This window comes from Clostridiaceae bacterium (genome assembly GCA_012840395.1).
Classification (GTDB): Bacteria; Bacillota; Clostridia; order Acetivibrionales; family DULL01; genus DULL01.
In genome coordinates this window covers 1-13787 of sequence record DULL01000021.1, presented here as the reverse complement: position 1 = coordinate 13787, position 13787 = coordinate 1, and the positions used below count along the sequence as shown (strand labels likewise).

General features: G+C 34.9%; 13 protein-coding genes. 2 read left to right on the top strand and 11 right to left on the bottom strand.

What is annotated here, in order from left to right; genetic code table 11:
* Nucleotides 1-117: 117 nt before the first annotated feature.
* From GXX20_02750 to GXX20_02730, 5 genes are all read right to left on the bottom strand, one after another.
* Nucleotides 118-1125: a HAMP domain-containing histidine kinase gene (locus tag GXX20_02750; GenBank protein HHW30584.1), complete on the bottom strand. Its 1008-nt coding sequence runs from the start codon at nucleotides 1123-1125 to the stop codon at nucleotides 118-120.
* 1 nt (nucleotide 1126) lies between these two features.
* A complete protein-coding gene (locus tag GXX20_02745) occupies nucleotides 1127-1798 on the bottom strand; it encodes a response regulator transcription factor (GenBank protein ID HHW30583.1) in 672 nt (223 codons plus the stop codon).
* A 6-nt stretch (nucleotides 1799-1804) separates the two neighbouring features.
* Complete coding sequence (locus GXX20_02740) at nucleotides 1805-2287, bottom strand: YbaK/EbsC family protein (protein HHW30582.1); 483 nt, start codon at nucleotides 2285-2287, stop codon at nucleotides 1805-1807.
* Nucleotides 2288-2500: 213 nt separating this feature from the next.
* Nucleotides 2501-4618: a methyl-accepting chemotaxis protein gene (locus tag GXX20_02735; GenBank protein HHW30581.1), complete on the bottom strand. Its 2118-nt coding sequence runs from the start codon at nucleotides 4616-4618 to the stop codon at nucleotides 2501-2503.
* Nucleotides 4619-4770: 152 nt separating this feature from the next.
* Nucleotides 4771-5127, bottom strand: a complete 357-nt coding sequence (locus GXX20_02730; GenBank protein ID HHW30580.1) for a GIY-YIG nuclease family protein — start codon at nucleotides 5125-5127, stop codon at nucleotides 4771-4773.
* Nucleotides 5128-5433: 306 nt separating this feature from the next.
* On the opposite strand from GXX20_02730, the gene GXX20_02725 reads away from it, so the two are divergent.
* Complete coding sequence (locus GXX20_02725) at nucleotides 5434-5622, top strand: ferredoxin (protein HHW30579.1); 189 nt, start codon at nucleotides 5434-5436, stop codon at nucleotides 5620-5622.
* A 92-nt stretch (nucleotides 5623-5714) separates the two neighbouring features.
* Here the strand turns inward: GXX20_02725 and GXX20_02720 are convergent, their stop codons facing one another.
* Nucleotides 5715-6179, bottom strand: a complete 465-nt coding sequence (locus tag GXX20_02720; protein ID HHW30578.1) for a GNAT family N-acetyltransferase — start codon at nucleotides 6177-6179, stop codon at nucleotides 5715-5717.
* Nucleotides 6180-6420: 241 nt separating this feature from the next.
* Between GXX20_02720 and GXX20_02715 the strand changes: the two genes are divergently transcribed.
* Nucleotides 6421-7095 (top strand): metal-dependent hydrolase, encoded by a 675-nt coding sequence (locus GXX20_02715; GenBank protein ID HHW30577.1) that lies wholly within the window; start codon nucleotides 6421-6423, stop codon nucleotides 7093-7095.
* Here GXX20_02715 and GXX20_02710 read toward each other — a convergent pair.
* From GXX20_02710 to GXX20_02690, 5 genes are all read right to left on the bottom strand, one after another.
* On the bottom strand, nucleotides 7092-8561 hold the full coding sequence (locus GXX20_02710) for a DUF445 family protein (protein ID HHW30576.1): 1470 nt from the start codon (nucleotides 8559-8561) through the stop codon (nucleotides 7092-7094). The two genes, GXX20_02715 and GXX20_02710, sit on opposite strands and share 4 nt — an antisense overlap.
* 31 nt (nucleotides 8562-8592) lie before the next feature.
* The gene (locus GXX20_02705) at nucleotides 8593-9213 is read right to left on the bottom strand and encodes a manganese efflux pump (protein HHW30575.1); all 621 of its coding nucleotides are present in this window, start codon (nucleotides 9211-9213) and stop codon (nucleotides 8593-8595) included.
* 418 nt (nucleotides 9214-9631) lie between these two features.
* Nucleotides 9632-10573 (bottom strand): hypothetical protein, encoded by a 942-nt coding sequence (locus GXX20_02700; protein ID HHW30574.1) that lies wholly within the window; start codon nucleotides 10571-10573, stop codon nucleotides 9632-9634.
* Between the two features lie 128 nt (nucleotides 10574-10701).
* Complete coding sequence (locus GXX20_02695; GenBank protein HHW30573.1) at nucleotides 10702-12084, bottom strand: MATE family efflux transporter; 1383 nt, start codon at nucleotides 12082-12084, stop codon at nucleotides 10702-10704.
* 99 nt (nucleotides 12085-12183) lie between these two features.
* The gene (locus GXX20_02690) at nucleotides 12184-13212 is read right to left on the bottom strand and encodes a Gfo/Idh/MocA family oxidoreductase (GenBank protein ID HHW30572.1); all 1029 of its coding nucleotides are present in this window, start codon (nucleotides 13210-13212) and stop codon (nucleotides 12184-12186) included.
* Between the last annotated feature and the right edge of the window lie 575 nt (nucleotides 13213-13787).

Genomic DNA, 13787 nt, shown 5'->3' with positions numbered 1-13787 from the left:
TTTGGCTTACATTTTCTCTTTCAGGCTTACATTTTTGTAAGGTTAAGTTAAAGGGACATTCCTTTCCGGGCAAGAATATTTTCTTTCGCGTTAAGAAATGTCCCTCTATCCATAAATTCACTCAGCTTCAATATGATTTACATCAAGACCTATTTTCACTTTGGTACCCTTGCCAACCATTGATTCAACAGTTATAGTGTGTGAAAGTTTGTCTAATATTTTCTTGCAAAGATACATTCCTATTCCGGTAGATTTTTTATCTGCCCGGCCGTTATATCCTGTAAAACCTTTTTCAAATATTCTGGGTAAATCTTCTTCTTCAATCCCTATCCCTGTATCTTCGATAACTAATGTATCAGCCAAATTATTGTCCATGTAAATTGATATTTCTCCTGCATTAGTATATTTCAGGGCATTTGACAACACCTGTTCTATAACAAAAGTAAGCCACTTTTCATCTGTCAGCACATAACAATTCAGTTCCTTATAGTTCAGTTTTATTTTTTTGTATATAAACAATTTTGCATACTTTCTTATTGCCTGTTTTACAATATCGTCAAGAGAGTGTCTCTCAAATACTAAATCAGAACTCATACTTTCGGTACGCAGAAACTGCAGAACCATATGAACGTATTCTTCTATCCTAAAAAGCTGGTTTAATAATTCAGTATTTGTATCAGATTTCTGGGATTGTAAAAGTAAACCCATTGCAGAAATAGGTGTTTTGATTTGATGGGCCCAGGTAGTGTAGTATTCCACCATCTCGGTAAAGGCCCTGTCTTTTTCATTTATTATATTTTTACGATCTTCATTTATAATTCTGATTAATTCCTGGTAATCTTTTTCTATCTGATCTTTCGAAGAAGGGAAGGTAAAATCAGAAATAGTAATACATCTTTTTATTTCATTAAGAAATATGTGTTTTTTATAAAAAACCCAAAAATCCATTGCTCCTATTAACAAAACAAAAATTCCTGTAAGCAAAGCGGCATAGCCTACCGCTTCAAAAGGCAGGGAATAAAGGGAAAAAACCGATAGGAAAATTCCAAAAGATATTAGTATGGCAACAATTGCAACCATATTCCGCTTTATATATAAACCAATAATATTTATCAAATTCTTCATATCATTCAACCATATACCCTAATCCCTTTTTTGTTATTATAAAATTGTCTAATCCTGCTTCTGCAAGTTTTTTTCTCAGGCGGGTAATATTAACTGTCAGAGTATTATCATCAATAAATTCATCACTTTCCCATAAACGTTCCATAATTTCTTCCCGGGATACAACTTTACCTGCATTTTCCATAAGCAATTGTAAAATCTTATATTCATTTCTTGTTAACTCAATTTTTTTATTCTTATAGGCCAGTGTTGTGTCGTTCAGATTTAAAACAACTCCTTTATGCTCAATAATATTGACCTGGCCTTGAAAAGAGTAAGTTCTTCTAATGAGAGCTCCTACTTTTGCCGTTAAAACATTCAGATCAAAGGGTTTAACTATAAAGTCATCTCCTCCCATGTTCATAGCCATAACAATATTCATATTGTCACCTGCAGAAGATATAAATATGACCGGAACTTTTGAAATCTTACGTATTTCACCGCACCAGTAAAAGCCGTTAAAAAACGGAAGTATTACATCAAGAAGTACAATATGCGGTTCAAATTTGATAAATTGATCTATAATATTTTTAAAGTCAGTTGCATATGCAACATCGTAGTTCCATCTTGACAGATGTTCCTTTATAGTTCTGGCAATGACTAAATCATCTTCAACTATAAAAATTTTATACATACCAGTTTAAACTTCCTCATCACTCCAGCCTTTGCAAACATCAACCCATTCAACATATCCGGAATATTTTTCAAGTTCCGGAATACTTAGTTCAATGGCGCTGTTGCTGCTCCCACATGCAGGAAATACAGTTTCGAAGCGTTTAAGCGATATATCTAGATAAACAGGAACTCCTTCATTAATTCCAAAGGGACAAACACCGCCTACAGCATGTCCAACCAGCTCTTCAACCTGTTCCGCAGTAAGCATCTTTGCTTTTGCTCTAAATTTCTGCTTATATTTTGAGTTGTCAATCTTTGCATCACCGGCGGTAACAATAAGAATTGCTTGTCCGTATATCAAAAAAGACAATGTTTTTGCGATTCGCTCAGGTTTGCAGTTGAGTGCTTTTGCAGCCAATTCAACAGTTGCACTTGAAACATCGAATTCCTGTATTCTGTTTTCCATGTTCCATTGACTAAAATATTTTCTTACTTTTTCAATTGACATTATAACTTCCTCCCGTGTCTCTGATGTCAATTAATAGTGGCTATTTCAATTATAGCCACTATCCTTATACTTATAGCCAGAATCCTTTAATTCTGTTGACCAATTCAGTTGCTTAAATTTTAAAAATGTCATTTATAATTCCAATAATTAAAATTCCATATAAATTAAATTATATCTAAATGATAGGAAATTTTCCATTAATCTTTACTTTTATCACACTTTAAATATAGATACCAGTTCAGATAATTTACTTGAACTTGAACTGACAACATGAGTCTGCTCTAATACTTCATTAGCAGCTTTAACTATCATACTGACTTCATTAGCCATCTCTGAAATATTAGAAGCCCCTTCATTTGCAGCCTCCGCAACATCGCTTATAGCTTTCACAATATTATTAACAGATATATATAGTTTTTCCGAAGCTTCACTAAATTCTTTCATCATACTATCAATGAACTGGGCGTCCTGACTGTACTGAATTCCTGTTTTTACAAGCATATCATAATCTTTTACAACTTTACTTTCCAAAAAATCCAGCACCTGTCTCGAATTTGTTGAAAGATTCTGAACTGAATCCACAACCTGATTTATTAATTCCTGAATTTCATTTGCAGTCTTCTTAGAATGTTCAGCCAGCTTTCTTATTTCTTCCGCAACAACGGCAAAACCCTTTCCTGTATCCCCTGCCCGGGAAGCTTCAATTGATGCATTCAGTGCAAGAATATTCGTCTGTGTGGAAATCTTTGAAATTACGTCAGCTAAAACACTTATCTTTTCAACGGCTTTTGATTTTTCAATTGCTTCTCTTAACTTTTCATCAACATTTAACAGAATATCACGGGCACTTTTCTGAGAGTCGAGTGCGTTGTTTTTCAGTTCATCAGCTCTCTTACTTACTCCTTCGGCAGATTCTACACCCTCCTGAACCTTGTTGGAAATTGAATCTATGGATGTCTCTATTTCTACTGAAGTAGCATTCATCTCTTCAGCCATAGCAGAGGTTTCCTGAATTTCTGATGATAATTGCTGTATTATATCAGACACATACTCTATTTCTCTCGTCAAATCAGACATACTTTTATCGGCAATTTCAATTGCACTGCTCATGTTGCTTGTTTCAGAAATTACATTCTTGACTATCTTTGATACGTTAACATTGATTTTATTAAATCCCCTGGCCAAATCCCCAAGCTCATCACGCCGGCGGGTATACTTCTCTCCCATCATTTTAGTAAAATTACCTTCAGACATGATGCTGCACTGTTTTGTCAGATCGATAATGGGCTTGGATATACTCTTTCCTATAAAATAGGCAACCACAAATCCTATAAAAAGAAAAATTAAAGATACAAACAGGGAAACTCTCCTTAGTTCTGACAATCCTGATAATGCCTCTTCCTTATCAACAGCAACTCCAATAGACCAGCCACGGCCTTCAATTGGTGCAAAACCTAAAACTTTTTGAATTCCTTTATACTCATATTCTTCAAAACCTGTTTTTCCCTGGACCATTTGTTCAAGAGCTTCATAAAAACCTCTAAATCCCGTTTTATCACCAGAACCATCATCTCTTACTAACAATGAAGTGGCGGAGGTGGCAACATCACTTCTTTCTTCCTCTTCACCGGAAAAACCTCTGGTTGTTGCTGAAGACACCGTATCTGCAGCAAAAGTTTTTATCATTTCTATCATCAGATTTTTATTCCCATGGGCTATAGTTTTACCCTGGCTATTAATAATGAAAGCTTCCCCAGACTCACCATATTCAATTCTGTTAGCAAATTCACTTAATTCAAGTCCATCCCTTATTGCAATCAAAGCACCTGCTATTTCCCCGTTAATTTTTACCGGAACTGCATATACAATGATTACACTAACACCATCTTCATCAAACATGGGGTCTGATACCACATTTTCTCCTTCCAGTGCCCTATTAAAATAAACATTTTCATTTAAATTATGTATATCACCTGATGATCCGCTATCATAAAGCACACTTCCCTGTCTGTTAGCAAGTATCATTCGTTTATGTCCTGCTCTGTTAAATTCTCTTGATAAAACAGAACTCACATAGGAAAGGTCTCCATCAGGTTCATTCAATACTTCCATTACTTCCAAAGATGCAATGATGCTCAGGGTATTGAGTTGGTTTTGTATCTCATTCTGTATAACGATAGATGCTTCTAAAGCAAATTTGGGCATAGTTTCTTTAAAAATATTTATTATGGAATCAGAAGTAGTAAGAAATGCTCCAATACCTAATCCAGAGCAAATAAGAAAAACCAACAACCCTAATAATAATATAATTCTTACACTTATACTTTTCATAATGCCCCCCGTAATCAGACCAATATTCAAAATAATATTACCCAAGACCTAATGTTCAAAACATAAATACTTAGATTATATATCGGCTGTTTTCAGGTTAATTCAAACTACAATTGTGGTATATTTATTAAAAATATTATTAAATAGGGTTATTATTTTTGCCTTTTATTATATCCCCTCTCCCCAAATGGCTGGATCTTTTCCAGCCAGTTTTTTTCCATTTGTTTAATTTCCCAGCGGACATCAGTACCCTCTTTTATTTCCTTTTCTTCAATCACTTCATAGGTAAATGCATCCTGTCCAAATTCATTCCAGTCCTTTTGCAACTCACTGTTCACATGCATACCCATTTCAAGTTGACTTTTAACCGTCAGCCAGCGGTTTTTAAGGTTAGGGGTAGCTGATATGAACACTTTTCTGTTTACTTGATTTGTAATTTTATATACTCCCATATAAGTTTTAATCTCTTTATACTTTTCCACTAATTCCTTACGTCTTTGTTTATCCATAATTTCTCTCCATTCTAGTAAATATTCATAATAATACTCATTTCCACTAATGAAAATAAATACTTAAATTAAAAAAAGTCGATATTTCTATTATAACTGATTACATTATTTTTATATATTACTAAATTAGTTGTTTACTAATTCTTTTTAATTAATTCTAATTATTTTTATATATATTGTCAGCAAAGAAACTTTCATGTGATACTATCTGGATAATTGAGATTATACGAGATATAATATATTATTATATTATGATTGTCTTATGATAAAATTATAGTCCTATAAATAACTTATGGAGGTATAGTTATGAAAGCTTCAATTGATAGAGATGGTTGTATTTCCTGCGGACTTTGTGCCAGCACTTGCCCGGAAGTATTCAGAATGGCTGATGACGGCCTTGCAGAAGTATATGTTGACGAAGTTCCTGCAGAAGTGGAAGATTCTGCAAAGGAAGCAGCAGAGAGCTGCCCTGTGTCAGTAATTACTGTGGAATAGTACTTAATACCATGTACAGGAAAATATCAGTTATGCAAAAATATTAATAACGGCAGGATATTTTTAATATGCTGCCGTTATTATTTGTTTCTCTATAAATCCATACTCATTCTAATCATATCAATGCATCTTACACCGTTTTCATATATTTCTTCATCATAATGCTTCTTAAAGAAATCTATATCTATCCAGGTCATGCGGAAACCGCATTTTTGATAGAGCAGATGCTGATAAGCACTGCAATTTCCGGTACCAACCTCAATAACTTTTGCCTTGCTTTCTCTGGCTCTATTAATAGCATCCATAACCAGAGCCTTTCCTATACCCTTGCCCTGATATTTCTCGTCCACTGCAATATTTACAAGTTCTATTGTAAAAGGCCTTGTCTTTATTAAAACATATTCTCCAACTACCTTATTATCCAATAAAGCAATGTAACAGTCACCTCTGTGTATATAATCCTCTATGGCTTCCATTGACGGGTCTGCCAGGAGAAGCAAATCATAAGGAAATTCTTCCCCCTTTTCTAATTTTCTGATTACAAGATTTTCCACCATGCCAAATCCTCCTCATTTTTCTTAATCATGCCATATTTCAATGTGTTAATTACAATGTTTAATTATATAGAAACAGTGAGTTGTAGTAAATAGAATTGAGAAATTAATATTCTATTCCTCAACCTTATTGTTTTTGGTAAAATAATACTGAAAGAATTAATTCTGTTACTAAAAAAATAAAGTATAAAAAATATAAGTATATACCGAAAATAATGGAAAATTACAAGGATGGAGATGTGAAATGAGAATTCAGTATTTAGGACATTCTGCCTTTTTAATTGTTACAGGACAGCACAGCCTGCTTTTTGACCCTTTCATTACCGGCAATCCCTCGGCATCAAAAAAACCTGAGGAAATAAAGGCTACTCATATATTTGTATCACATGCCCATGGGGATCATCTCGGAGATACTGTAAAGATTGCCAAATCAAATAATTCTAAAGTTTATACTACATTTGAACTGGCAAGAATGCTGGATAAAGAGCCCATTAAGTTCTTTCCGGGGAATATAGGAGGAATCCAGAAGACTGAATTTGGTTCTGTCAAACTTGTTGCAGCGGTTCACGGAAGTGGTGTGCCCGGTGGAATAGCTTGCGGCTTCGTGGTGGAAGCGGAAAATGTAAAAGTATATTTTGCAGGAGATACAGCCCTGACCACTGATATGAGCCTGCTAGCCGATGAAGGAATTACATTGGCTCTATTGCCTATCGGAGGTCTGTATACTATGGGACCTGAAGATGCCGTAAGAGCTGTTAAAATGATTAAACCTGATTTTGTCATACCTATGCATTATGACACATTCCCTGCAATTTCCCAGGATCCCGCTAAATTTAAAAGCCAGGTGGAAAGTCAAACCAACACAAAGGTTATCCTGTTAAAACCAGATGAGATATTTGAACTTCCAATTGAGGGTTAATTATACAGCATCTCAAAAAAAGGCATAAGAATACCCATAATTCCTCCAAGAAGTGCACCAAGCCACGTTATTGCTTTTAGTTCTCTGCTGGCTATTTCTAATATTATATCCTCAGTATAGGCAGCATCAAATCCTTTAATCTGATTTTCCACTATTTCAGATAGATTGAGCTGCCTTATTATGTTTGTCATTTTTGTATTTACAAAGTACTTAAACACTTCTTCTATAAAGTTTGTAATATTTCTTACAGTTTTTTCGTCAATGGCACCAATAATTAAAGAAAATGGTTTATTTACAATGCCTCTGATAATATCTCGGACAATAGGAAGTATTTTCTCGCATAAATCAGGTGAAGAGGTAATACCCTCATATTCATCTTCAACAAAGGAAAGTATGCTTTTTTTGATTTCAGGCTTTAAGTATATAAGCTTTTCTTCTACCAAATTTACCAGAGTTCTTTGATTATTCCTGTCAGATAAGTATTTTACCACTTCAGCAGAAATATGGGATACTGTCTGCTCCTTCCTTTCATCGGATATTGCTGAAATAATATCCGATATTTTGCTTTTAACAAATCTATCAATAAGAGTCAACATAATTGACGCAATGTTTTTTTCGTTTTCAGGAGTTTCAACATATTTAATCAAGGCTCCAATTACTTTATCAGCAATTGAATCTGGAGTTATAAATATGGCAACCAGCTTATTTATATTTTGTTCTGCTATCTCTGAAATGGAATTTCTAAGTTTTCTCTTTATGGATGGGCTATCTAGTAATTCTTTTAATCTAATCCTGATATCACCGGCATGTTCATAAATAAACTCCCTGGCTGAATTTAAAAAGCTATCCGGTAAGACCTTCTCTAAGGTCCGGGTATCAGTACTCAACTTATTGATTAAATTATTCAAAGATTTTGACAACTCAATTTCAATAACTCCCGAGGTAAAGAATATATTCAGTATTTCCTCAGCTTTTTCTTTAATTCCATTGTAAAAATAAGAGCCGTATTGATCATAGATTTTATACTCTATAAAATTCATAAGTCCGTCTTTGAATTTTTTCTCTTTTAACTGAGAGCATATAAATAAAGCCAACCTCTGTTCAATTTCTTCTAACAGACTATCCACATTAACGCCCAAAGTTTCTTCCAGCATAGTCTTGGTGGATTTATCACCATTATCTTGTTTGCTCAGAATATTATTTACCCATGATTCAATATGCTGGCTTATCCTATCATTAAGCAAAGCAAGGGTAAATGTTTCGGGTGACAAAAGATAAGTTCCTACAGCATCCCCTATGCTCTTGGCAATTCTGTCCTTTTCCTTTGGTATAAGCCCTGGGGTAAAAGGCAGGCGTATTCCAAATATCCTGACCTCTTTATGAGGTCTGAACAACATTTTTATTGCTAACCAGTTAGTTATATATCCTATTACAGCTCCGACTATTATTGGCGCTAAAAATTTCATTGCTAAAACCTCATTTCAAAATGAACCTGCTCTATAATCCCTGGATTTTTAAAATTAAATATGATAAAAATGACGACAGAATTCCGGTATCCTTCGCGAAAATCTCCAACCCGATTATTATTAAGATTATTCCCCCTGTTAATTCTGCTCTACTCTTTAATAAAATATTGCATTTTTTCCCTATAAGAACCCCGGCAAAGCATATTAAAAAAGTAGTAAAACCAATCAAAACACTTGCTTCAATAATTGATGTGCTTAATATGGCAAAACTTAATCCAGCTGCAAGTGCATCAATACTGGTGGCTACTGCCAGCATTAATAGTGTCTTGTTATCAATATCATGTTTTTTCTGATCCTCAGTAGGGCAACTTTCTTTTTTCATTTCAAAAGATTCCCGTACCATCTTGCCACCGATAAATCCAAGTAAAATTAATGCGACCCAGTGATCAAACATTCCTATGAAATTTCTGAAATTTATACCTGCAAGCCAACCAACAATAGGCATAACAGCCTGGAAAAATCCAAAAAAAGCAGCTATTTTAAAAGCATGTTTAAACTTAATACCTGCTATTAACATACCGTTCGTTACCGACACGGCAAAAGCATCCATAGCAAGTCCAACTGACATTAGCAGTACTGTAAAAAAATTCAATCCAGTGCCTCCTAAACAAAACTTGTCCATAAAATAAATATACTTGCCCATCCATTTTATCATTAGATATTATCATCTACAACAATAAAAATATCCCCATGCCTGTAAAAATGCAACTGGAGAAACCTCCTGATTTATGCTCACATTAACAAGCGGGGATAAACTTTTTTTCTAAATGAGCTGAAATAATTTTACCAATCAGTTAACCTAACCGGACGTTAAACTCGCTTGCCCGGGGATTCAGTGGAGGTCTTGCAATCTCCAACTGAACAAGGTTGTTATTATAATTTACATCAATTCAGCTCCCGCTTACAGAAGCGAGAGACTTCTTGACGCCTGATTAGGCAGGTCGCCTGAATCTGCCGGCTGAGCTAAAAATCCAAACTACTTTTATCAAAGCTCAGCTTCTATAGTAAACCTAATATCCTACAGTTTCTAAGCACTCAATTGGTTTTGCAATATTAGGATCAATATATATTCTACAAGGCAGTACTTGATAAATAGATCCTGGTACCATAGGTGTAACAGGCCCATGGGTTATCAGCCTTGAAGTCATTCTCTGCCATGAAGAAAATGTTCCCATTGTGCTAATAGAATGAATTTCTATTCTTTTCTTAGCGTGCAATACATCCCTGGGTCCTATAGTTGCAGCTTTCGGAGGAACATTTCCAATATTACCTGAACATCCGAAAACACCATGAAGAGAATTCTGCACAATAGTTAATGGATGTAAGGTAACTATTTTAGCAGGCTGCTGCAAATATTCCTCAATACTGTTCACCTGAGTATATTCAGGACAAGGATCAATAAAAGCAATATGTCCTGCCCATCCCGGACCAGAAACGAATAAATCAATTCCTCCGTCTGTCTTTTCATCAATAAGGTCAGAGTAGTAATTGATATTTTCGTTTGTAGGATATAAAATGTTTTCAGGTAATGGACGAAGTTCCGGATCAATTTTGTTAATAAAATACTTCAGGAATGAATATGTAAAGCCAGACTTATATGTAATCGGGGCTATATTTCCATCCTGATCCGCCCATTCATCCATTGTAATAAATACACAATTTTTGCAGTTTATGCGGTTTACATTAATTAATTCAGCTAATGGCATGTGATCATTGGGATTTGGATTTCCAAAGATTGTAGAAAACTTTTTATCTTTTTCAAAAGATTCTTTTATTCCCATGAACTGCTCTGCAAGCATCACAGAGCCAGCGTTGGGAAGAATTTTAATTTTTACATCCGGATTGGGGTGCTGCTCTATTTCTTCAGGTGTCATTTTAGCTAATCTCTCAAGAAGTTCCCTGTCCTTAATTGGACAAAAATCGGCAGGTATAAAATTGAAATCACTACTCATGACAACTTATCTCCTTTCTTAATATTCATCAACATCTTATCACAAATATTTTTCTGAAACAATGAACACAAACAAATATAAATTGCGGTATAAGCGATATAAATAACAAGATAAGTCTTCCGCACTATTTATATATTACCAGACTGTTCTTTGACATTAGAAAGCCATTTCCCTTTCTGCTCATATAAAAGGTATAAGGCAGCACGTGCAGCAGTTGATAGCCCATAGCCAAGCCATACACCCCATACTCCCCAGTTAAGTGGTATGACAATAACCGCTATAAATAATACCTGAAACACCCACATAGTTGAAGCATTTACTGCCATAGGATACCAGGAAATACCCATGGCTCGTAAAGAAGAGCCTGGTATCACAGCTCGTGCCCAAAACAAAAGTGAAGTAGCGAAAACTCGTAATGCTGTGCTTGCAAGATTCAATATTTCTGCATCCCGGGTATATGCAAGACAAATAATCCTAGAAAATATCATGATAAATAATAAAGTAGCAAGACATGTATAAAGGCTAATTTTCCCAATATGGTATGAAGCTGCTGCACATTCTTTCTTGTTACCTTTGCCTGCAAAATTACCCACAATAGTCTGAGTAACAAGGGCATAAGAATTCGGTACCAGCGTCATGATAGAATAAATAGAAAGGACTATTTGATTAGCTGATATAGCAAGCGCACCCATTTTTGATACCATTACCTGTATTACAAGCCTGCCCAAATAATATAGCCCATTTTCGCATGCAGCAGGAACACCAATTTTTATGCAATCTTGTATAATTGACTTGTCAAGATGGTATTTTTTTATAGGTATGATTTTTACACTTGCGCCTTTAAATCTAATTATCCAAATAGTCCAACATGCGCCTATAAAACGTGATAAGAAAATAGTAATACCTGCTCCCCATGCTCCTAGTCCTGTTCTACCTGGAAGTCCTATAATTAAAACATAGCCAGCAAGAAGGTTTATAATATTTGTTAGAATGCTAATACGCATAGGAGTTTTTGCATCCTTAACAGCACGGAATAAACCTCCTCCTTGAGCGATAATAAAAGAGCATGGTATAGATAATGAAGCCCAGAAAAAATAATCCATAGAAGCATTGTGTATAGACTCATCAACACTACTATATAAAAACATAAGTATTGGTTCTCTTAAGCAAAAAATCAACAAACTAACAAATGTTGAAATTGCTAAACCAAATGTCATAGACTGAGTCGCTATATGATTAACAGATTCATGGTTGTTGCAGCCTGCAGCTTGTGCCGCCAATACAGTCCCACCAGCGGCTAAAGCACTAAAAAATATCACAAAAATATTGTTAAAAGCATCAACTTGTCCCACTCCTGCTATAGCAACACTGCTTACATTTGAAGCCATAATAGAGTTGACAATACCTAACATAGTCGCCGCAATTTGATCAGCAATTACTGCAGGTATTAAGGCATGCATAAGTTCTTTTAGTCTGGGATTCGGTGGCGGCGCATTAAAATATGTAATCATATTTTGCCTCAATATTATTTATCGCTTATATAATAATTAGATGTTATCTACATAAGCACTATGTTCTTTTATGATCTTAACTCTGGTATTCCAGGTTTCTTAGCGGACAACTTCAACAGGTTCACCAATCTCAAGGGATTTTGACATAGCCTCAAGTGTTCTTGTATTTTCTATACCATCAATGCTGTTACATATTAATTCGGTGCCGTTTTCAACGCAATCCAAAAAGTGGAGTATACTGTCATAACAAAAGCCTTTAAGTTTGCCATAAACAACGTTTTGTGCATATAAATCTCTTGAACGTCCGCGGCCTTGTTTTTCTGTATATGTGACACAGGAATCACTTGTATTGAATTCAATATTATGAATTCCATTTTCACATACAATTTGAGCACGGAATTCTCCAACACTTTGCAATACATCTGGAAGAATCCAGGAGTTTTCTATAGTAGCTACCCCACCATTTTCAAATTCAAGAATAGAAATAAAGAAATCCGGGATATCTATGCCAGCCTTTTGAAGAACACCCTTTCTTGACACAGTATAAACCCTTTTCACATTAGACTCCATAATAAAACGGGCTAAATCACATGCATGAGATCCAAGGAACCATAAAACAGAAGATTTTGCAGACCAGTTCAACATAGTAAATGGAACATATTTTGTATTACTATGACGAATAAAAATATATTTGGGAGCGCCTAAAGAACCATCAGCTATACTTTCTTTAGCTGTTACAAAGCAAGGGTTCCACCTGTTATGAAAATCAGGCATGAGAATAACACCATATTTTTTTGCCGCTTCATGCATTTCAATAGCATCTGCCAAAGATGTAGCCATTGGCTTCTCAACAAGAATATGCTTTCCTGCAGCAGCTGCATCTAAAACAGGTTCTTTGTGTGCATAATCCGGAGTTACAACAGCGACCGCATCTATTTCGGGGTCTTTTAGCATTTCCTTATAGTCTGTATACACCCTTTTAGCGCCATACTTTTCTGCAAGAGATTTTGCCTTCTCAGGAATTATATCACATATAGCAACTAATTCAGCGTTTGGAGCTAACTGATAAGCTATGCAGTGTGTCTTTGCCCAGACTCCTGCTCCAATAATACCCATTCTTACACTCATTGTATACCTACCTCTCCTTTCAGATAAATTAGATTTTTAATTGACTAGACTTTAATTATAATTATGATAATCGGACTCTTAAATTAAGCGAACAACTATCGCTTCTGAATTACTACATAATAAATTATATTTAAAAGATTATTTATTTAATATCCCTTAATATTTGTTTTTATTCCCTTTTCTTGACTAAATTATATTCGGAACTTAAACTTTCGAGCATTGCGGAACTTAAGAATTTACAATTTAGCGAAGCGAATCATTTACGATGAGAAGTGAACATGATATCCTTATGAGGGCGATGTCACAAAGTTGTTATGCATATCGCCCCTGACATCAAATCATGTTCACAGAGGCTCATTGTCAATGATAAACTGGAAATTTTACAGAACCTAAATGCTTGGATTCTATTTTGCCGGAAACAACTAAATTTTGAGGCTTAAGCTATTTAGCTATAATGCCCCCCATTGTCAAGACAATTTTTCAGCTTTTCTAAGTTAGATTCTCCTTTCTTTAAATTTCTATATTTTACATTTATTTACTATGTCTGAGGATGTCAAGGGCGAGCGTAAGCGAGT

What these genes read in the sequence shown, in the direction of transcription:
- GXX20_02700 (HHW30574.1), bottom strand. Translation starts at nt 10,573, where the DNA reads ATGAGTAGTGATTTCAATTTTATACCTGCCGATTTTTGTCCAATTAAG.
- GXX20_02735 (HHW30581.1), bottom strand. Translation starts at nt 4,618, where the DNA reads ATGAAAAGTATAAGTGTAAGAATTATATTATTATTAGGGTTGTTGGTT.
- GXX20_02740 (HHW30582.1), bottom strand. Translation starts at nt 2,287, where the DNA reads ATGTCAATTGAAAAAGTAAGAAAATATTTTAGTCAATGGAACATGGAA.
- GXX20_02730 (HHW30580.1), bottom strand. Translation starts at nt 5,127, where the DNA reads ATGGATAAACAAAGACGTAAGGAATTAGTGGAAAAGTATAAAGAGATT.
- GXX20_02690 (HHW30572.1), bottom strand. Translation starts at nt 13,212, where the DNA reads ATGAGTGTAAGAATGGGTATTATTGGAGCAGGAGTCTGGGCAAAGACA.
- GXX20_02720 (HHW30578.1), bottom strand. Translation starts at nt 6,179, where the DNA reads ATGGTGGAAAATCTTGTAATCAGAAAATTAGAAAAGGGGGAAGAATTT.
- GXX20_02695 (HHW30573.1), bottom strand. Translation starts at nt 12,084, where the DNA reads ATGATTACATATTTTAATGCGCCGCCACCGAATCCCAGACTAAAAGAA.
- GXX20_02725 (HHW30579.1), top strand. Translation starts at nt 5,434, where the DNA reads ATGAAAGCTTCAATTGATAGAGATGGTTGTATTTCCTGCGGACTTTGT.
- GXX20_02715 (HHW30577.1), top strand. Translation starts at nt 6,421, where the DNA reads ATGAGAATTCAGTATTTAGGACATTCTGCCTTTTTAATTGTTACAGGA.
- GXX20_02745 (HHW30583.1), bottom strand. Translation starts at nt 1,798, where the DNA reads ATGTATAAAATTTTTATAGTTGAAGATGATTTAGTCATTGCCAGAACT.
- GXX20_02750 (HHW30584.1), bottom strand. Translation starts at nt 1,125, where the DNA reads ATGAAGAATTTGATAAATATTATTGGTTTATATATAAAGCGGAATATG.
- GXX20_02710 (HHW30576.1), bottom strand. Translation starts at nt 8,561, where the DNA reads ATGAAATTTTTAGCGCCAATAATAGTCGGAGCTGTAATAGGATATATA.